Source organism: Shinella zoogloeoides, assembly GCF_003574625.1.
Lineage (GTDB): Bacteria > Pseudomonadota > Alphaproteobacteria > Rhizobiales > Rhizobiaceae > Shinella > Shinella zoogloeoides_A.
In genome coordinates, this window is record NZ_QNUJ01000005.1 from 367838 (window position 1) to 386737 (window position 18900).

Genomic DNA, 18900 nt, shown 5'->3' on the forward strand with positions numbered 1-18900 from the left:
GGATTTGATTGCGGCACCGCCTGCTGCTAAGCGGAGTGAAAAGCAGCGGGAGACATCCGTGACACCGAGGGAAGAGAAGGCGGCCATCCGCAACGAGCGGCTGGCCCTGCGCGACGCGATGACGCCGGAAGCGCGCATCGAGGGCAGCCTTGCCATGGCCGGGCATGCGGGCGACCGCATCGAATTCGATCCCGGCACGGTGATCTCCGGCTTCTGGCCGATCCGCTCGGAGGCCGACATCCGGCCGCTGATGGCGCATCTGCGCACGCGCGGGGCACGGCTCTGCCTGCCGGTGGTGCTCGACCGGGAGACGATCGTCTTCCGCGAGCTCGTCGTCGGCGCGCCGGTGGTCAAGACCGGCTTCGGCACGACGGGGCCCGGACCGGAGGCGGCGGTCATCGATCCCGACATCCTCCTGATGCCGCTTTCCGCCTTCGATGCGGCGGGCAACCGCATCGGCTATGGCGCCGGCCATTACGACCGGGCGATCGACCGGCTGAAGGCGAAAGGCCGCACGCCGATGCTGATCGGCATTGCGTTCGACTGCCAGGAAGTGGCATCAGTACCGGCCGAGCCGCACGACGTTCCGCTGGATGCGATCCTCACGGAAAGCGGCTTGCGGATGTTCCAACAGGTTTCATAAGGCAGTTCGATGCGTTTTCTCTTTCTGGGCGACATGGTGGGCAAGACCGGGCGGACGGCCGTCTGGGAGCGCCTGCCGGGCCTGATCGGCGATTTCAAGCTGGATTTCGTCGTCGTCAACGGGGAGAACGCGGCGGGCGGCTTCGGCATCACCGAGGACATCTTCCTCGAGACGATCAATGCCGGGGCCGACGTCGTGACGACCGGCAACCATGTGTGGGACCAGAAGGAGGCCGTGGGCTTTGCCGGCCGGCACGACCAGTTCCTGCGGCCCGCCAACTATCCGGCCGGCACGCCCGGTCGCGGCGCCAACCTCTTCATCGCCCGCAACGGGGCGCGCGTGCTGGTCGCCAACATCATGGGCCGCGTCTTCATGCATCCCGAGCTGGACGATCCCTTCACCGCGGGCGAGGCGATCCTGGCGTCCTGCCCGCTCGGCGAGCAGGCGGACGCCGTCATCTTCGATTTCCACGCGGAAGCGACCAGCGAGAAGCAGTGCTTCGGCCATTTCGTCGACGGGCGCGCCAGCGTTGTCGTCGGCACGCATACCCATGTGCCGACGGCCGATTGCCAGATCCTCAACGGCGGCACGGGTTACATGTCGGATGCCGGCATGTGCGGCGACTACGATTCCTCGCTCGGCATGGACAAGGAAGAGCCGCTCAACCGCTTCATCTCCAAGATGCCGCGCGGGCGCTTCGAGGCAGCCTCCGGCCCGGCGACGGTCTGCGGGCTGGCGGTCGAGATATCCGACCGCACCGGCCTTGCCGAAAAGATCGCGCCGCTGCGCCTCGGCGCGCGCCTTGCCGAGACGGTGCCGGATTTCTGGAGCTGACCGCCCGCGTCAGATCATGTGACGCAGGTGGTCGGCCGAGCCGCTGCCGAAGGTCACATGCGCCTTCACGCCGACATCCGGCTCGTCGTCCGGGTTGAGGTTCGCCTTGGCAATCTCCCAGCCGAATTTCAGCCTGCTGCCGGTCGAGGCCCAGATTTCGGCGTCCTCGATCTCCAGCGCCAGCATGGTGAGCTGCGGGTCGTGCTTGCCGTGGTCGAACCAGGCTTCGATGACGGAACTCCAGTATTCGTCGATCTTTGCCGGGTCCTTGCGAACGGAAATACGGCCGGCGACGCAGGCGTGGTAATCGTGGTCCTTGCCGACCACGCAGAAATGCGCGCGGGCGCCGGGCGTGATCGCCTCGACGATCTCCGCATCCGTCTTGGTGAAGAACCAGATGGTCGCGGTCTGGCGGTCGAGCTGCGGCGCCATCGGCTGCATGTGCATGTGGCTGCCCTCGATGCCGAGCATGCCGGCATGGATCCGGTCGATCTCGTCGAAAAGCTGTTCCTTCGGGTGTTCGCGCGCCCGGGTGAGGTTGGACATGGCTGTTCCTCGCATTCGTTGGGTTGATGCCCGGAGGAACGTGGGGCGGCGGACAAGGTTCCGGCGGCGCATGATCGCACGGCTTGCCGAAGCGGCCGGCGCTGCCTATTCTCCGCGGCTCCAGAGGCCGGGATTTCTTCATGCGTCTTCTTCTTTCCGCTTCCCTCCTGCTCGTTTCCTCCGCCATCGCGCTTGCCGACGGCGCGCCGATGCCGGGCGGGCCGGCAGCGGAATCCGGCCAGCCGCACGGGGTGGCCAGGCAGCCGGTGGAGAAGGCGCCGGCGCGGTCCTTCGGGGTTGCCGAGGAATTTTCCATGCCTTCGGGCAATATCGGCTGCGTCTACATTCCCGAGGGCGGCACGGACGTCTACCAGCCGGAGGACGGCGGGCCGGAGCTTTCCTGCGACCGGATCGAGCCGAAATATGTGCGCGCCATTCTCGGCCGCAGCGGCAAGGGCAGGGTGCTTTCCAATGTCGGTGACCAGGGCTGCTGCGGGGCGGAGACGATCCTCGACTATGGCGAGGTCTGGCGCGCCGGCCCCTTCACCTGCCATTCGGAGCGCACGGGGCTGACCTGCGAGCGCGAGGACGGCCATTCCTTCCTCCTCAGCCGCGCACGCTTAAAGGCCGACTGAAATCCTCCTTCGCTTTGTTCGCCGGACTGCTGGACGCGCGGCGACAATGAAATTATAAGGCGGCATTCCAAAAATCGGGGCAGCAAGCCGGCGCGTCACCGCGGTCGTCCTGTCCCGCTCAAAGACCGGCGACCGAAACAAAGGGCGCCAAACCAAGACAGGGGTGCCATGGCTGGCCATTCACAGTTCAAGAATATCATGCACCGCAAGGGTCGGCAGGACGCCGTGCGGTCGAAAATGTTCTCCAAGCTCGCCCGTGAAATCACGGTGGCGGCGAAGACGGGCATGGCCGATCCGGCGATGAACCCGCGCCTGCGCCTGGCGATCCAGAACGCCAAGGCCCAGTCCATGCCGAAGGACAATATCGAACGCGCCATTAAGAAGGCCTCCGGCGGCGATGCGGAGAACTACGAGGAAGTCCGCTACGAGGGTTATGGCCCGGGCGGCGTCGCCGTCATCGTCGAGGCGCTGACCGACAATCGCAACCGCACGGCCTCCTCCGTCCGCTCGACCTTCTCCAAGGCCGGCGGCGCATTGGGCGAAACCGGCTCGGTCTCCTTCTCCTTCGACCGCGTGGGCGAGATCACCTACAAGCTTTCCGCCGGCAGCGCCGACGCCGTCATGGACGCCGCCATCGAGGCCGGCGCCGAGGACGTGACGACGGACGAGGACGGCCACTCGATCATCTGCGGCTTCGAGGATATCGGCGACGTTTCCAAGGCGCTGGAAGACACGCTCGGCGAGGCCGAGACCGTCAAGGCGATCTGGAAGGCGCAGAACACCGTGCCGGTCGACGAGGAAAAGGCGCAGTCGCTGATGAAGCTCATCGACACGCTGGAAGACGACGACGACGTGCAGAACGTCTATTCGAACTTCGAGGTCTCCGACGAGGTCCTGGCCAAGCTTTCGGCCTGATCGGGGGAGCTGCGACGGCCCCTCATCCCGCTGCCGCGACCTTCTCCCCGCAAGCGGGGCGAAGGCGGCAGACGGGAATGGCTTCCTTCCCACCCGTCGTCGAGATGGGAAGACGCCGGTACAACGAAACTCCTTCTCCCCGCTTGCGGGGAGAAGGTCGCGGCAGCGGGATGAGGGGCAATCCCTTACTCTGCCTCGGCCAGTTTCCTCTGCGCCCCTGCAAACAACCGCAGCGATTTCACCCGCGCCTCCATGTCGTGGACCGGCATGGAGACGATCAGCTCGTCCGCTTTGGTAAGGGCGAGGAAATCGGCGATCCGACGCTCGATCTTCTTCGGCCCGCCGACGACGGCATATTGCAGAGTATGCTCCACCATGATGCGCTCCTGCTCGTTCCAGAAACCGTCCATGCTGCCGACCGGCGGCGGGAAGGCACCGGGCGTGCCGCGGCGAAGGCGCACGAAGGATTGCTGCATGGAGGTGAAGAGGTAATCGGCCTCCGCATCCGTATCGGCCGCCGCGCCCATCACGCCCACCATGACATGGGGCTTGTCGAGATATTGCGACGGCTCGAAGCGCTCACGGTAGATCTCCAGCGCCGTCAGCAGCATGTCCGGCGCGAAATGCGAGGCGAAGGCGAAGGGCAGGCCGAGCATGCCGGCCAGATGCGCCGAATAATGGCTGGAGCCGAGCAGCCAGACCGGCACGTTGCTGCCCGCGCCCGGCACGGCGACGACCTTCTGGTCCGGCGCGGGCGGTCCCATGAGCTGCATCAGCTCGATGACGTCCTGCGGGAAATTGTTGGCGGCGCTGTCGAGATTGCGGCGCAGCGCCTGCGCGGTGCGCATGTCCGTGCCCGGGGCGCGGCCGAGTCCGAGGTCGATGCGGTCCGGGAAGAGCGCGGCGAGCGTGCCGAACTGCTCGGCGATGACGAGCGGCGAATGGTTCGGCAGCATGATGCCGCCGGAACCGACGCGGATCGTCTCCGTGCCCGCCGCGACGTGCTGGATGACGAGGGAGGTGGCGGCGCTGGCGATGCCGCGCATGCCGTGGTGCTCGGCGAGCCAGAAGCGCTTGTAGCCGTGCGCCTCGGCCTCCTGCGCCAGACGGCGGGAATTTTCCAGCGACTGGGCGACGGTGCCGCCTTCGATGACCGGGGACAGGTCGAGGATGGAGAAGGGCACCATGGGAGCGGCCTCTTTGTAAGGGATTTTGATCGCTTCCCCATGTAGGTTCAGTTTTCTCGAATCCAAGCAAGGAATTTCCGGAATTCGCATAGCGATGGTTTGTTTTTGTTTTGTTCACATTTCGCTGGCAGGGTCCGTCTGACAGGATTAGGGTTGGACAATGCAGGACACGATTCGCATCATCGGCATCGATCCGGGGCTTCGCCGCACCGGCTGGGGCATTATCGAGACGCTCGGCAACTCCCTGCGCTTCGTCGCTTCGGGTACCGTGACGTCGGATGGCGACATGGATCTCGCTTCGCGCCTCTGCCAGCTCCATGACGGCCTTGCCGAGGTCGTGCAGAGCTACCAGCCCGACGAGGCCGCCGTCGAGCAGACCTTCGTCAACAAGGACGCGACGGCAACCCTGAAGCTCGGCCAGGCGCGCGGCATCGCCATGCTGGTGCCGGCGCGTGCGGGCCTGCGCGTCGCCGAATATGCGCCGAATGCCGTCAAGAAGGCTGTGATCGGCGTCGGCCATGGCGAGAAGCAGCAGATCCACATGATGCTGAAAGTGCTGATGCCGAAGGCCACTTTCGTGGGCAACGACGCCGCCGACGCGCTCGCCATCGCCATCTGCCACGCCCACAACCGCCAGGGCCTCTCCGGCCGCCTCGCCAAGCTCGTTGGTTGATTTGTTCTTGACTTGTTCCGGTTATGACGATAAGTAATACCGCAGAGGTATTACCATGCGTGTGACGGAAAAAGGTCAGGTGACGATCCCGAAGGATATCCGCGACCGGCTCGCCATCGAGCCCGGTTCGGAGGTGGATTTCGTTGTCTCGAACGACGGCGTGATGCTGGTGAAGGTCGGTGATGGCAAAGGCGATTTCAAGGATTTCGATGCCTGGGCGGCCAGCGTCAGGGGAACGTGGGATATCGACGGCATGACGCCCGACGAATATTTCGAATGGCTGCGGGGGCCGCGTGATGACCTCGACCGTCGTTGATACCAATGTTCTGATCGACATCCTCGGGCCGGACCGTCCGGAACGGGTCTGGTCACTTGCCGCCCTGAAACGATGCGTGGAAGAGGGGGAGTTGGTTCTCCATTCCGTTGTCTGGTCGGAGCTTGCGTCATCGCCGCTCAGCGAACTGGAGCTGAATCTGGCCTTCGGTTGGCTTCGCATGCGGCGGGAGCCGTTTTCCTATGAGGCGGCATTCGCTGCCGGCAAGGCGCACTATGCCTATCGCCGGGCAGGTGGGCTTCGGGAGCGTACGCTGCCGGACTTCCTTGTCGGGGCGCATGCTTGCGTGCGTTCCCACCGGCTGCTCACCCGCGATGCCGCCCGCTACCGCACCTATTTCCCCGCGCTCGACATCATCTCCCCCGAAATCCATCCCTGACGGACCCATCCATGATCGGCAAACTCAAAGGCACCATCGACGAGATCGGCGAGGACCATGTCGTCCTCGACGTGCACGGCGTCGGCTATGTCGCCCATTGCTCGGCGCGCACGCTCGGCAGGCTCGGCTCGGCCGGGGAGGCGGCCGTGCTGTTCATCGAGACCTATGTGCGCGAGGACCAGTTCCGCCTGTTCGGCTTCCTTACGGCGCTGGAGCGGGAGTGGTTCCGGCTGCTGCAGAGCGTGCAGGGCGTCGGCTCCAAGGTGGCGCTGGCGGTGCTTTCCACGCTGACACCGGGGGAACTGGCGAACGCCATCGCGCTGCAGGACAAGACGGCCGTGTCGCGCGCGCCGGGCGTCGGGCCGAAGGTGGCCGTGCGCATCATCACCGAATTGCGCAACAAGGCGCCGGCCTTCGCCGGTGAGGCCTCGGCCGCCATCGGGCTCAAGCAGGAGATCGGCGAGGGGGTCGCCTCCGCGCCGGTCGCCGATGCGGTGTCGGCGCTCACCAATCTCGGTTACTCGCGCGACCAGGCGGCCAATGCCGTCGCGGCGGCGCTCAAGAACGGCGGGGAGGGGGCGGACAGCGCCAAGCTCATCCGCCTCGGCCTCAAGGAATTGTCGCGGTGATGCCGTTGCCTTCCACCGTGGACAATGGGATTAGGGCTCGATGAGCGACGACACCAGACTGCTTTCGCCGGACAAGCGCGGCGAGGACATCGATACGGCCCTGCGCCCGCAGACGCTGGACGACTTCACCGGCCAGGCGGAGGCGCGCGCCAACCTCAAGATCTTCATCGAGGCGGCGAAGAACCGCGGCGAGGCGCTCGACCATGTGCTCTTCGTCGGCCCTCCCGGCCTGGGCAAGACGACGCTGGCGCAGATCATGGCCAAGGAGCTCGGCGTCAATTTCCGCTCGACCTCCGGCCCGGTCATCGCGAAAGCCGGCGACCTTGCGGCGCTGCTGACCAATCTGGAAGAGCGCGACGTGCTCTTCATCGACGAAATCCACCGCCTCAACCCGGCCGTCGAGGAAATCCTCTATCCGGCCATGGAGGATTTCCAGCTCGACCTCATCATCGGCGAAGGCCCGGCCGCGCGCTCAGTGAAGATCGACCTGTCGAAATTCACCCTCGTCGCCGCCACCACGCGCCTCGGCCTCCTGACGACGCCGCTGCGCGACCGTTTCGGCATTCCGGTGCGGCTCAATTTCTATACCGTCGAGGAGCTGGAATCGATCGTGCGCCGCGGCGCGCGGCTGATGGGTCTCGGCATGACGGACGGCGGCGCGCGCGAGATCGCCCGGCGCGCTCGCGGCACGCCGCGCATCGCCGGCCGCCTGCTTCGCCGGGTGCGCGACTTCGCCGAGGTGGCGCGGGCGGAGGCGGTGACGCAGAAGATCGCCGACGAGGCGCTGACGCGGCTTCTCGTCGACAATATGGGCCTCGACCAGCTCGACCGACGCTATCTCTCGATGATCGCCCACAATTTCGGCGGCGGGCCGGTTGGCATCGAGACCATCGCGGCGGGGCTTTCCGAGCCGCGCGACGCCATCGAGGATATCATCGAGCCCTACATGATCCAGCAGGGCTTCATCCAGCGCACGCCGCGTGGCCGTGTTTTAACCGCAAATGCCTGGAAACATCTGGGCCTCACGCCGCCGAAGGATATTGAGGCGTCACAGTTCAGGCTCTTTTCCGAGGACGACTGAGTGATCACCCGCCGCGGTTTGCTGAAGGCCTTTGGAGGCTTGGTTGCCGCGGGTTTCGCCACTTCCGCCTACGCCGTCGGCGTGGAGCCGGTGTTGCGGCTCGGCACGACGATCTATCGCATCCGGCCGCCCGGCTGGCCGGAGGGGCAGAAGCTGCGCATCGTCGCGCTGGCCGATGTCCATGCCTGCGACCCCTGGATGAGCGTCGGGCGGATCCGCGCCATCTGCGAGCATGCGAACGCGCTCGGCGGCGATATCATCGTTCTCCTCGGCGATTATGTCTCCGACATGCGTGCCGTCTGGAACCATGTACCGGCCGACGCATGGGCCGGGGCGCTGTCGATCCTGAAGGCGCCGTATGGCGTCCATGCCGTCATCGGCAATCACGACTGGTGGAAGGACGGGGCGGCGCAGGCGGCGGGCGGCGGCGAGACGTTCAGCCACCGCGCCTTGCGGGATGCCGGTATCGCGGTCTATGCCAACCGCGCCGCGCGGATCGAAACGGCATCCGGCGCTTTCTGGCTGGCGGGCCTCGAGGACCAGCAGGCGCTCCATCCCGGGCGAAAATGGAACCGCACGCAGTTCGCCGGGCTTGACGACCTGCCCGGCACGCTCGCGCAGGTGACGGATGACGCGCCCGTCATTCTGATCGCCCACGAGCCCGACATCTTTCCGAGCGTTCCCGCGCGGGTTTCGCTGACGCTCTGCGGCCATACCCATGGCGGCCAGGTCCGGCTTTTCGGCTACGCGCCCGTGGTGCCGTCGCGCTACGGAAACCGTTATGTCTACGGCCATATCGTCGAGGAGGGCCGACATCTGTGCGTTTCCGGCGGGCTTGGCTGTTCCGGCCTGCCGGTCCGCTTCGGCTCGCCGCCGGAGATCATGGTGATCGAACTCGGCTGAGCGCCGGCCTTGCATTTGCCGCCGCTTTGCGGGAGAGAGGCGGAAAATTCTTGCCGGACGCCGATCATGACAGACCTCCCCCATCATCTTTCTGGCGAACTCAGCGAGGCAGGCCATCGGCTCGTGCAGCGCGTCTATTACGAGGACACGGATTTTTCCGGCGTCGTCTACCATGCCCGCTACCTGCATTTCATGGAGCGCGGGCGGACGGATTATCTGCGTCTGCTCGGCGTCGAGCAGGGCAGCCTCGTTCTGGAGGAGGACCGCGAGGGCCTCGTCTTCGTCGTTCATCGCATGGAGATCGACTTCAAGGCGCCGGCGCGGATGGACGATATCCTGACGATCCTGACGTCCACCGAGAAGGCGGGCGGGGCGAAGATGATCCTCAACCAGGAAATCCGCCGCGGCGACCAGCTTCTGATAGCCGCGCGCGTCATCATCGCGGTCATCAACGCGGCGGGCCGGCCGCGCCGGCTGCCGGAGGCGCTGGCGGCGCGTTTTCTTGCCAGGACGCAAGAAGTTTCGGCCGCGCATTAGCGGTAACACTCCCTTAACCATAATGATGTCTTACTCGACGGGTGAGGATTTTGTGCACTGCACGTCATCCTTTAACCAAAATTGCCGTGAAGAAGGCAGGTTGTAAGCGTTTGACCGGCATGGCGGCCGGCGGCATCAACCGGACATTCTTGACGGACTGCGAAGCGGGTGCGGGACGAAAACCCTGACTGCGACGCGCGTTATTGAATGCCGTAGCGGGTTTATCCTCCCAGAGGCCCGCCACGGCGGAATGTTACCCGGTTGGGCCGCAAAGCGCCCGTGCCGGGTGTTTGGATTCGGGGACATAGGTCTATGGAACAAGTGGGTTTGGAAGCGGCTGGCAGCGTGACCCTGTGGGGTCTCTTCATCCAGGCCGGATTCATCGTGAAGCTGGTCATGCTCGGCCTTCTCGCCGCGTCCGTCTGGACCTGGGCCATCGTGGTCGACAAGTCCGTGAGCTACGGCCGCGCGCGCCGCCAGCTCGACAGTTTCGAGCAGGTCTTCTGGTCGGGCCAGTCGCTGGAGGAGCTCTATCGCACGCTCTCCGACCGGCAGACCACCGGCATGAGCGCCATCTTCGTGGCGGCGATGCGGGAATGGAAGAAGAGCTTCGAACGCGGGGCGCGCTCGCCCATAGGGTTGCAGATGCGTATCGACCGGGCGATGGACGTGACGCTGTCGCGTGAATCCGAAACGCTGGAAGCCAGGCTCGGCTCGCTCGCCACCATCGGCTCGGCGGCGCCCTTCGTCGGCCTCTTCGGCACGGTCGTCGGCATCATGACCTCCTTCCAGGCCATCGCCGGCTCCAAGCAGACAAGCCTTGCGGTCGTCGCGCCGGGCATCGCCGAGGCGCTGCTCGCCACCGCCATCGGCCTCGTCGCCGCCATTCCCGCGGTCATCGCCTACAACAAGTTCTCCGCCGACGCCGGCAAGCTGACGGCGCGCATGGAGGGCTTTGCGGACGAGTTCTCGGCCATCCTCTCGCGCCAGATCGACGAGAAGCTGCAGCCGCGCGCTGCGGCGCAGTAAAACGCGGCGTTCAGGACAGACGGAGACGACGCCATGGGCATGTCAGTCGGAGCGAAGAATTCAGGCGGCGGTCGCCGCCGCCGCGGGGGCGGCAAGCGGGCCCCGATGAGCGAGATCAACGTGACGCCGATGGTCGACGTCATGCTCGTGCTGCTCATCATCTTCATGGTCGCAGCCCCCTTGATGACCGTCGGCGTGCCGCTCGACCTGCCGAAGACGCAGGCGAAGGCCCTCAACGCCGATACGCAGCCGATCACCGTTTCGGTCAAGGCCGACGGCCAGGTCTTCCTGCAGGAAACAGCGATCCCGATCGAGGAGGTCGCCGCCAAGCTCCAGGCCGTGGCCACCACGGGCTATACCGAGCGTATCTTCGTGCGCGGCGACGGCAATGCGCCCTATGGCGTCATGGCCGACGTCATGTCGCGCATCCAGGCCGGCGGCTTCACCAATATCGGCCTCGTCACCGAGCAGAAACCGGACAGGTAATCGCACGCCATGAAGGGCAGCCTTGCCACATCCGCCGTCATCCACGCCGTGGTCCTCACCTGGGCGCTGGTTTCGCTCGGCAGTCCCGAGAGCTTCGACGTCGCCGATGTCGAAGCCCTGCCGGTCGATATCGTGTCGATCGAGGAGCTGACGCAGATTCAGCAGGGCGACAAGAAAGCCGAAATGAAGGAAAAGGCCGCCCCCGTTCCGACCAAGAAGCAGACGCCGGTCGAGAATGCGGAAAATGTCGGCGACAACGAGATCGACCTGAAGAACCTGCCGACGCCGGAAGAAAAGCCGCGCGACATCGAGACCGCCGCCTCGCCGGAAAAGGCCGAGAAGGTCGTCCAGACGCCGGACAGCAAGCCCGTCGAGGAGGCAAAGCCGGTCGAAAAGGCGAGCGAGCCCTCGACCGAGGTCGCCGCCCTTCCCGAGGCCAAGCAGGAGGTCAAGCCCGACCCGAAGCCCGAGGCGAAGCCGGCTGAAGACAAGCCGGCCGAGGACCCGGAAGCCGAGGCGCTGCCGGACAAGGTGCCGCTGCCCGAGATGAAGCCGAAGGTCGAGACGGCCAAGGCCGAGCCGGAGAAGAAGCCGGAAGAGAAGAAGACCGAGACGGCGAAGGCCCAGACGGCCAAGACGCCCGACCGCAAGAAGGACGAGAAGAAGAAGCAGGAGAAGGCGAGCTCGCTGAACGACAGCGACTTCAACGCCGACGAGATCGCCGCGCTTCTCAACAAGGAAAAGGCGGCCGGCGGCGGCGCCAAGCGCTCGCAGGAACAGGCGGCGCTCGGTGGCAAGAAGACGACGACCGGCACCAAGCTTTCGATGAGCGAGATGGACGCGCTGCGCGGCCAGATCCAGAACAACTGGTCGATCATCCCCGGCCTTTCGGATGCCGCCGACGTGCGCATCAAGGTCACGATGCAGCTCGACCAGAACGGCGACATCATCGGCGAGCCGGAAGTCGTGGCGACCGGCGGCTCGGAAGCTGCCCGCCGAGCGCTTGCCGGCGGTGCGCGCCGCGCCATCATGAAATCGCGGCCCTTCAAGGGGCTGCCCCCGGAAAAATACGATGCCTGGAGCGAAGTCGTCGTGAACTTCGATCCGAGCGAAATGATGTAGGAACTAGGAAGGCCTAGATAGATGTACAGACGCAATCTTCTTCGTTTGCTGGTCGTGCTGACCGGCCTTGCGGTCTCTCTGCCGCAGGCCTTTGCGAAGGTCGAAATCAACATCAACAAGGGCAATGTCGAGCCGCTGCCGATCGCCGTGACGGACTTCGTCGCCGGCGGCGACCTCGGCCAGCGCATCACCGACGTCATCGCGGCCGACCTCAAGCGCTCCGGCCTTTTCGCGCCGGTCAACAAGCAGGCCTTCATCGAGAAGATCTCCAATCCGGACCAGCCGCCGCGCTTCGACGACTGGAAGGTCATCAACGCGCAGGCGCTCGTCACGGGCCGCGTGACGCAGGAGGGCGACGGGCGCCTGCGCGCCGAGTTCCGCCTCTGGGACACCTTCGCGGGCCAGCAGCTCACCGGCCAGCAGTTCTACACGCAGCCGGAAAACTGGCGCCGCGTGGCGCATATCATCGCCGACGCGATCTATGAGCGCCTGACGGGCGAGAAGGGCTACTTCGACACCCGCATCGTCTATGTCGCCGAAAGCGGCCCGAAGACGGCCCGCAAGCGCCAGCTCGCCATCATGGACCAGGACGGCTTCAACGCCCGCGCGCTGACGAATTCCAACGAGCTGGTCCTGACGCCGCGCTTCTCGCCGAGCCGTCAGGAAATCACCTACATGTCCTTCGAGGGCAACCAGCCGCGCGTCTACCTGCTTCAGCTCGAGACGGGGCAGCGCGAGGTGGTCGGCAACTTCCCGGGCATGACCTTTGCGCCGCGCTTCTCGCCGGATGGCCAGCGCGTCATCATGAGCCTGCAGCAGGAAGGCAACGCCAATATCTACACGATGGACCTGCGCTCGCGCACCACGACGCGGCTGACCTCTACCGCCGCGATCGACACCTCGCCCTCCTATTCGCCCGACGGCAGCCAGATCGTCTTCGAAAGCGACCGCGGCGGGCGGCCGCAGCTCTACGTGATGGGCGCCGACGGCTCAGGCCAGCGCCGCATCTCCTTCGGCGACGGTTCCTATTCCACGCCGGTCTGGTCCCCGCGCGGCGACCTCATCGCCTTCACCAAGCAGTCGGGCGGCAAGTTCTCCATCGGCGTGATGAAGACGGACGGTTCGGGCGAGCGCATCCTGACCTCGGGCTTCCACAATGAAGGCCCGACCTGGGCGCCGAACGGCCGCGTGCTGATGTTCTTCCGCCAGTCGGCCGGCGCGGGCGGCCCGCAGATCTACTCGATCGATCTGACGGGCTACAACGAGCAGCTCATCCAGACGAAGGGCTTCGCTTCCGACCCGGCCTGGTCGCCGCTGCTCGAATAGTCTTCGGAGCATCACAATTCGAAGCGGGTCTGCCGCGTTCTTGCCGCAAAGTCCTGTAAATCAGGCCACACGGCGAGAGGCGGCAGGCCCGCTTCCGTTTCTGCATGTCGCGCGGACATGTGCTCTGGTTTCGCGCTCCGACATGCAAGGCATGATGAAATGCGAGGGGCCGGGGACGGTCTTACAAGCAATCGTTAACCATAACCGTTGAAGGCGGATTAACCGCTCCGGGTTACAGTCTGGCAACCCTGATTGAAACCTGACGCTTCAACGAACTTGACGCAAGAACTGATGCAAGGAGACCGGCTCATGAGCCGCATTCATACTCCGGCCGCTGGCCGCATGCAGACCATCGCCCGCAACCCGGTGATGATCGCGCTCGTCATGACGCTCGCCCTGGCGGGCTGCGCCTCCAAGAAGAACCTGCCGAACAGCGCCGGCGACCTCGGCCTCAACGGCGCCGGCGGCGCTGCCACGCCCGGCTCGCAGCAGGACTTCACGGTCAATGTCGGCGACCGCATCTTCTTCGACACCGACTCCACGTCGATCCGCGCAGACGCCGCCGCGACGCTCGATCGCCAGGCCCAGTGGCTGCAGCGCTACCCGAACTACGCGATCACGGTCGAAGGCCATGCCGACGAACGCGGCACGCGCGAATACAACCTGGCGCTCGGCGCACGCCGCGCGGCTTCCACCCGCCAGTACCTCGCTTCGCGCGGTATCCCGGCAAACCGCATCAAGACGATCTCCTACGGCAAGGAACGTCCGGTCGCCGTCTGCGACGACATTTCCTGCTGGTCGCAGAACCGTCGTGCCGTCACCGTTCTCGGCGGCGCGGGCATGTAATTCCCCTTCCGGGAACGCATGGAAAAGGCGGCCTTGCGGCCGCCTTTCTTTTTTCAACACACTTTGGCCGAACTCCGTTGCTTTTTGAGAGTATTTGGAAAACTCTTCGGCAGCGCTTCGGCGCACAATCGGACCAACAGGACGAAGATAGATGAAGAAACTTGTCGCGGCAGGCGTTCTCAGTCTCGCAGCGGTTGCAGGCACGGTCGGGCCGATCAGCGCATCGCCGCTTTCGACTCTGGCGAACGGCTTCCTTTCCCACAAGAGCCAGGGAGCGGGCAACGGAAACGTGGTTCTCGCGCAGGCCATGGACCCGCGGGTCGGCCAGCTCGAGGAAGAGATCCGCAACCTCAACGGCCGCATCGAAGAGATGAGCTACCAGCTCCTGCAGATGCAGGAACAGATCCGCAAGGCGCAGGAAGACAACGAATATCGCTTCCAGGATCTGGAAAGCGGAAAGGGCAAGGCGGGCGGCAAGAGCGGCGCGCTCGACAAGCCGGTCAATGGCGGAACGCCCGACCAGCAGATCGCCTCGAACCGGGTACCGGCGGATGACACCGCCGGGGCCGCCACGCTCGGCCAGCAGGGCGGCGGTGGCGGCGGCGCGCAGCCGCAGGAACTCGGTTCCATCAAGTTCGACGAGAACGGCAACCCGATCGGCGCCGAGACCAATCCGGACCTGAACAACCAGAGCGCCTCCATCGGCAGCGACAACACGGTGCCGGGCGCCGATACCGGCCTGCCGCAGGCCTCGCAATCCTCCACCGCCTCGCTCGACAACCCTGACGATCTCTACCAGGCCGCCTATGGCCATGTGCTTTCGGGCGACTACCAGGTCGCCGAGCGCGAGTTCCGCGACTATCTCGATGTCTTCCCGAAGAGCGAGAAGGCCGCCGACGCGAACTTCTGGCTGGGCGAGGCGCAGTATTCGCAGGGCAATTTCAACGAGGCCGCCAAGACCTTCCTCAACGCCCACCAGAACTTCTCCAAGTCCAAGAAGGCGCCGGAAATGCTGCTGAAGCTCGGCATGTCGCTCGCCGCCCTCGACAATCGCGAAACCGCTTGCGCGACGCTGCGCGAGGTGAACAAGCGCTACCCGAATGCCTCCAAGGCCGTGAAGAACAAGGTTTCTTCCGAACAGAGCCGCCTGTCCTGCTGATTGCGGACGGACGGAAGGTCGTGGCCCGCGCGGACAATCCCGTCGACGAGGCAGCCGGCCGCCTGCTGACAAGTTTCAAACGCCCCGCCCGCCTGATGATCGCCGTTTCCGGCGGCAGCGATTCGACAGGGCTTCTCGTGGCGCTCGCCACGCTCTGCGCCACCGGGCGCCATCCGCACATTACCCTTTCGGCCTGCACCGTCGATCATGGCCTTCGCGCCGGCTCGGACGACGAGGCCGCCGCCGTTGCAGCGCTTTGCGTGCGCCGCGGCATTCCCCATGTCATCCGGCGCTGGCAGGGCGCAAAGCCGCAGGCCGGCCTCCAGGCTGCCGCGCGCGCAAAACGCTACGAACTTCTTTGCGACGCGGCCGTGGAAATGCAGGCGGATGCCATCCTCTCCGCCCATACGCGCGACGACCAGGCCGAGACCGTCGCCATGCGCGCGGCACGGGCGGCGGACGGCATCGGGCTTTCCGGCATGGCGGATGCGGTTCTCCTCGACGGTGCGGTCTGGCTGCTGCGTCCCTTCCTCGGCATCGACCGGGAGACGATCCGCTCGTTTCTTCGTGAGAAGGGTGAAAGCTGGATCGACGACCCGAGCAATGCCAATCCCCGTTTCGAGCGGGTGCGCATCCGCACACGGGGCGATGCGGCGGCCCTACCGCCGACGCCGGGCGAGCGGCTTTTGCTCGCACAGCGCGCGGCAGGGTTCCTTTTCGGCAATGTGCGGGCGGAGCGGGGCCTTTTCGTGCTTGCGCCGGCCGCGGTCGAGACGGCGCTCGCCGATCCCGCCGGCTGGCGGGGCCTGCTGCTGCTGGCGGCGACCGCCGGCGGGCGGGTGCATGTGCTGGAAACCCGCTCGGCCGGCCGGCTGCGGACCTTCCTTGCCAGCGGCACACTGTCGCGGATGACGGCCGGGCGCGTCGTGTTCGACCGCCGCCGCGACGGGCTCTATCTCTACCGCGAGTGCAGGGAGATCGCTCCTCTCGTTCTGCCCGCCGGGGCGGCGGGCGTTTGGGACGGCCGGTTTCGCCTCGCCAACGGCACGCGGCGCACGATCATCGTCTCGGCGGCCGGGCAGGTGGCGGTGGAAGGCCTTCAAGGCCCCGCTCTCAGGGCGCGCCATGCCGCGCCCTGCCTGAAATTCGAGGACGGCGCGCCCGTGGGTGCGGGCATGGTCGATATCGCGCCGGTGATCGCGCCCTATGCGCGATTCCTTCCCCGATTCGACCTGCCGGCCGCGCAGGCGCTCGCGCAGCTTGCCGGCTGCCCATCTTTTGCGTCTCCGCCGAACGAATGAGGGCGCAGGCTGAAGCGTTGTGGTAGCATGACGTCAAGTGCCGGCATCGGGATGGTCCGCAAGGGGCCGTTCGGCCCGGCCTGTTGACGATAGTTTGAGAAAAGCCCCCGGGGCCGAGCGCTTTGCCTTGGCAAGGCCGCAAGGCGACCCTATGTTAGGCGGGAAAGAAGCGGTCAGGAGCCCTTGGCCGAGAAAGTGCCCGGAAAGCTCGATGAATCCTAACTTCCGAAACTTCGCCCTCTGGGCGATCATCGCCCTTCTGCTGATCGCGCTGTTCAGCATGTTCCAGACGAGCCCGACGCAGACCGGCTCGCGGGAAATCCCGTATTCGCAGTTCCTCAAGGAAGTGGACTCGAGCCGGGTCAAGGAAGTCGTCATCACCGGCGAGAAGATCGTCGGCAGCTATGTCGAGACCGGCGCGACCTTCCAGACCTATGCGCCGAACGGCGACAATTCGCTCGTCCAGCGTCTGGAGGCGAAGAACGTCGTCGTCAGCGCGCGTCCCGAGACGGATGGTTCCTCCGGTTTCCTCAGCTATATCGGCACGCTGCTGCCCATGCTGCTGATCCTCGGCGTCTGGCTGTTCTTCATGCGCCAGATGCAGGGCGGCTCGCGCGGGGCGATGGGCTTCGGCAAGTCCAAGGCGAAGCTTCTGACCGAAGCGCATGGCCGCGTCACCTTCGCGGACGTCGCGGGCGTGGACGAGGCCAAGCAGGATCTGGAAGAGATCGTCGAGTTCCTGCGCGATCCCCAAAAGTTCCAGCGCCTTGGCGGGCGCATTCCGCGCGGCGTGCTGCTCGTCGGCCCGCCCGGCACCGGCAAGACCTTGCTTGCCCGCTCGGTCGCGGGTGAGGCGAATGTGCCGTTCTTCACCATTTCGGGCTCCGACTTCGTGGAAATGTTCGTCGGCGTCGGCGCGAGCCGTGTCCGCGACATGTTCGAGCAGGCCAAGAAGAACGCCCCCTGCATCATCTTCATCGACGAAATCGACGCCGTCGGCCGCCATCGCGGCGCCGGCCTCGGCGGCGGCAACGACGAGCGCGAGCAGACGCTGAACCAGCTCCTCGTCGAGATGGACGGCTTCGAGGCGAACGAGGGCATCATCCTGATCGCCGCGACCAACCGTCCCGACGTTCTCGACCCGGCGCTGCTGCGTCCCGGCCGTTTCGACCGTCAGGTCGTGGTGCCGAACCCGGATATCGTCGGCCGCGAGCGCATCCTCAAGGTGCATGTCCGCAACGTACCGCTGGCACCGAATGTCGACCTCAAGGTTCTTGCGCGCGGCACGCCCGGTTTCTCCGGCGCCGATCTCATGAACCTCGTCAACGAAGCCGCCCTGATGGCCGCGCGCCGCAACAAGCGCCTCGTCACCATGCAGGAATTCGAGGACGCCAAGGACAAGATCATGATGGGCGCCGAGCGCCGCTCCTCGGCCATGACCGAGGCGGAAAAGAAGCTCACCGCCTATCACGAGGCCGGCCACGCCATCGTCGCGCTCAAGGTGCCGCTCGCCGATCCGCTGCACAAGGCGACGATCATTCCGCGCGGCCGCGCGCTCGGCATGGTCATGCAGCTCCCGGAAGGTGACCGCTATTCCATGAGCTACAAGTGGATGGTCTCGCGCCTCGCCATCATGATGGGCGGCCGTGTCGCCGAAGAGATCACCTTCGGCAAGGACAACATCACCTCGGGCGCGTCCTCGGATATCGAGCAGGCCACCAAGCTTGCCCGCGCCATGGTCACCCAGTGGGGCTTCTCCGACCAGCTCGGCCAAGTCGCCTATGGCGAGAACCAGCAGGAAGTGTTCCTCGGCCATTCCGTCGCGCAGCAGAAGAACGTGTCCGAAGCGACCGCGCAGAAGATCGACAACGAGATCCGCCGTCTGATCGACGAGGCCTATGCCGAGGCCAAGCGCATCATCACCGAGCAGAACCACGAATTCGTGGCGCTCGCCGAAGGCCTGCTCGAGTACGAGACGCTGACGGGCGACGAGATCAAGGCGCTGATCCGCGGCGAGAAGCCGGCGCGCGACCTTGGCGACGACACGCCGCCGCATCGCGGCTCGGCCGTTCCGAAGGCCGGCCAGAAGAAGGGCGGCGAACCGGAAAGCGGAATGGAACCGCAGCCGCAGTAATCGCCGCGACAGGAAACATGAAAACGGCCGGGAAATCTTTCCCGGCCGTTTTCTTTCGGTAACGCAGTGTAATGAATTCTGATTCCGGGACGGGTGTTCTTTGCCCGGTTTTGTGGCAAAGAAGCGCAAAAGCTGCGCGTCTTAAGCTTAAGGTTACCCGAGGGGGCTAGTATGCTCGCCTCGTTGGTGCCTCACGGAAGG

Annotated in this window: 21 protein-coding genes; 19 read left to right on the forward strand and 2 right to left on the reverse strand. The window is 65.5% G+C overall.

Going from position 1 to position 18900, the window contains the following annotated elements; translation table 11 throughout:
• The first annotated feature begins 58 nt into the window (after nucleotides 1-58).
• Together DSD28_RS12480 and DSD28_RS12485 are read left to right on the forward strand one after the other, a co-directional pair.
• Nucleotides 59-643, forward strand: coding sequence for a 5-formyltetrahydrofolate cyclo-ligase (locus DSD28_RS12480; RefSeq protein ID WP_119256711.1), 585 nt, complete (start codon nucleotides 59-61; stop codon nucleotides 641-643).
• 9 nt (nucleotides 644-652) lie between these two features.
• The gene (locus DSD28_RS12485) at nucleotides 653-1477 is read left to right on the forward strand and encodes a TIGR00282 family metallophosphoesterase (protein WP_119256712.1); all 825 of its coding nucleotides are present in this window, start codon (nucleotides 653-655) and stop codon (nucleotides 1475-1477) included.
• A gap of 9 nt (nucleotides 1478-1486) precedes the next feature.
• Here DSD28_RS12485 and DSD28_RS12490 read toward each other — a convergent pair whose 3' ends face one another.
• Nucleotides 1487-2023 carry a pyridoxamine 5'-phosphate oxidase family protein gene (locus tag DSD28_RS12490; RefSeq protein ID WP_119256713.1) on the reverse strand — a complete coding sequence of 179 codons (537 nt, stop codon included), beginning with the start codon at nucleotides 2021-2023 and terminating at the stop codon, nucleotides 1487-1489.
• A gap of 140 nt (nucleotides 2024-2163) precedes the next feature.
• Here DSD28_RS12490 and DSD28_RS12495 point away from each other — a divergent pair, with 140 nt between their 5' ends.
• Both DSD28_RS12495 and DSD28_RS12500 read left to right on the forward strand, forming a co-directional pair.
• On the forward strand, nucleotides 2164-2658 hold the full coding sequence (locus DSD28_RS12495; protein ID WP_162911373.1) for a hypothetical protein: 495 nt from the start codon (nucleotides 2164-2166) through the stop codon (nucleotides 2656-2658).
• 168 nt (nucleotides 2659-2826) lie between these two features.
• A complete protein-coding gene (locus DSD28_RS12500) occupies nucleotides 2827-3573 on the forward strand; it encodes a YebC/PmpR family DNA-binding transcriptional regulator (RefSeq protein WP_119256715.1) in 747 nt (248 codons plus the stop codon).
• A 185-nt stretch (nucleotides 3574-3758) separates the two neighbouring features.
• Here DSD28_RS12500 and DSD28_RS12505 read toward each other — a convergent pair whose 3' ends face one another.
• Nucleotides 3759-4760, reverse strand: coding sequence for an LLM class flavin-dependent oxidoreductase (locus DSD28_RS12505; RefSeq protein ID WP_119256716.1), 1002 nt, complete (start codon nucleotides 4758-4760; stop codon nucleotides 3759-3761).
• 160 nt (nucleotides 4761-4920) lie between these two features.
• On the opposite strand from DSD28_RS12505, the gene ruvC reads away from it, so the two are divergent.
• The 15 genes from ruvC (at nucleotide 4921) to ftsH (ending at nucleotide 18699) form a co-directional block, all read left to right on the forward strand.
• A complete protein-coding gene (gene ruvC / locus DSD28_RS12510) occupies nucleotides 4921-5433 on the forward strand; it encodes a crossover junction endodeoxyribonuclease RuvC (protein WP_119256717.1) in 513 nt (170 codons plus the stop codon).
• A gap of 55 nt (nucleotides 5434-5488) precedes the next feature.
• Nucleotides 5489-5749, forward strand: coding sequence for an AbrB/MazE/SpoVT family DNA-binding domain-containing protein (locus DSD28_RS12515; RefSeq protein WP_119256718.1), 261 nt, complete (start codon nucleotides 5489-5491; stop codon nucleotides 5747-5749).
• Entirely contained in the window at nucleotides 5730-6146 is a 417-nt protein-coding gene (locus DSD28_RS12520) for a type II toxin-antitoxin system VapC family toxin (RefSeq protein ID WP_205536199.1), read from the forward strand. Before DSD28_RS12515 ends, DSD28_RS12520 begins: the two co-directional genes overlap by 20 nt.
• A gap of 11 nt (nucleotides 6147-6157) precedes the next feature.
• Nucleotides 6158-6775, forward strand: coding sequence for a Holliday junction branch migration protein RuvA (ruvA, locus tag DSD28_RS12525; protein WP_119256720.1), 618 nt, complete (start codon nucleotides 6158-6160; stop codon nucleotides 6773-6775).
• Nucleotides 6776-6815: 40 nt separating this feature from the next.
• Nucleotides 6816-7856 (forward strand): Holliday junction branch migration DNA helicase RuvB, encoded by a 1041-nt coding sequence (gene ruvB, locus DSD28_RS12530; RefSeq protein ID WP_119256721.1) that lies wholly within the window; start codon nucleotides 6816-6818, stop codon nucleotides 7854-7856.
• On the forward strand, nucleotides 7857-8759 hold the full coding sequence (locus DSD28_RS12535) for a metallophosphoesterase (protein ID WP_119256722.1): 903 nt from the start codon (nucleotides 7857-7859) through the stop codon (nucleotides 8757-8759).
• 66 nt (nucleotides 8760-8825) lie between these two features.
• Nucleotides 8826-9296: a tol-pal system-associated acyl-CoA thioesterase gene (ybgC, locus tag DSD28_RS12540; protein ID WP_119256723.1), complete on the forward strand. Its 471-nt coding sequence runs from the start codon at nucleotides 8826-8828 to the stop codon at nucleotides 9294-9296.
• Nucleotides 9297-9608: 312 nt separating this feature from the next.
• The gene (gene tolQ / locus DSD28_RS12545; protein ID WP_119256724.1) at nucleotides 9609-10325 is read left to right on the forward strand and encodes a protein TolQ; all 717 of its coding nucleotides are present in this window, start codon (nucleotides 9609-9611) and stop codon (nucleotides 10323-10325) included.
• Between the two features lie 33 nt (nucleotides 10326-10358).
• Nucleotides 10359-10811 (forward strand): protein TolR, encoded by a 453-nt coding sequence (gene tolR, locus DSD28_RS12550; protein ID WP_119256725.1) that lies wholly within the window; start codon nucleotides 10359-10361, stop codon nucleotides 10809-10811.
• 9 nt (nucleotides 10812-10820) lie between these two features.
• Nucleotides 10821-11933: a hypothetical protein gene (locus DSD28_RS12555; RefSeq protein ID WP_119256726.1), complete on the forward strand. Its 1113-nt coding sequence runs from the start codon at nucleotides 10821-10823 to the stop codon at nucleotides 11931-11933.
• A 21-nt stretch (nucleotides 11934-11954) separates the two neighbouring features.
• Nucleotides 11955-13259: a Tol-Pal system beta propeller repeat protein TolB gene (tolB, locus tag DSD28_RS12560; RefSeq protein WP_119256727.1), complete on the forward strand. Its 1305-nt coding sequence runs from the start codon at nucleotides 11955-11957 to the stop codon at nucleotides 13257-13259.
• A 309-nt stretch (nucleotides 13260-13568) separates the two neighbouring features.
• The gene (gene pal / locus DSD28_RS12565) at nucleotides 13569-14105 is read left to right on the forward strand and encodes a peptidoglycan-associated lipoprotein Pal (RefSeq protein WP_119256728.1); all 537 of its coding nucleotides are present in this window, start codon (nucleotides 13569-13571) and stop codon (nucleotides 14103-14105) included.
• A gap of 151 nt (nucleotides 14106-14256) precedes the next feature.
• Nucleotides 14257-15264 (forward strand): tol-pal system protein YbgF, encoded by a 1008-nt coding sequence (gene ybgF, locus DSD28_RS12570; RefSeq protein ID WP_119256729.1) that lies wholly within the window; start codon nucleotides 14257-14259, stop codon nucleotides 15262-15264.
• Between the two features lie 20 nt (nucleotides 15265-15284).
• Entirely contained in the window at nucleotides 15285-16565 is a 1281-nt protein-coding gene (gene tilS, locus DSD28_RS12575; protein WP_119256730.1) for a tRNA lysidine(34) synthetase TilS, read from the forward strand.
• A gap of 211 nt (nucleotides 16566-16776) precedes the next feature.
• Nucleotides 16777-18699: an ATP-dependent zinc metalloprotease FtsH gene (gene ftsH, locus DSD28_RS12580; RefSeq protein WP_119256731.1), complete on the forward strand. Its 1923-nt coding sequence runs from the start codon at nucleotides 16777-16779 to the stop codon at nucleotides 18697-18699.
• Nucleotides 18700-18900 lie beyond the last annotated feature (201 nt).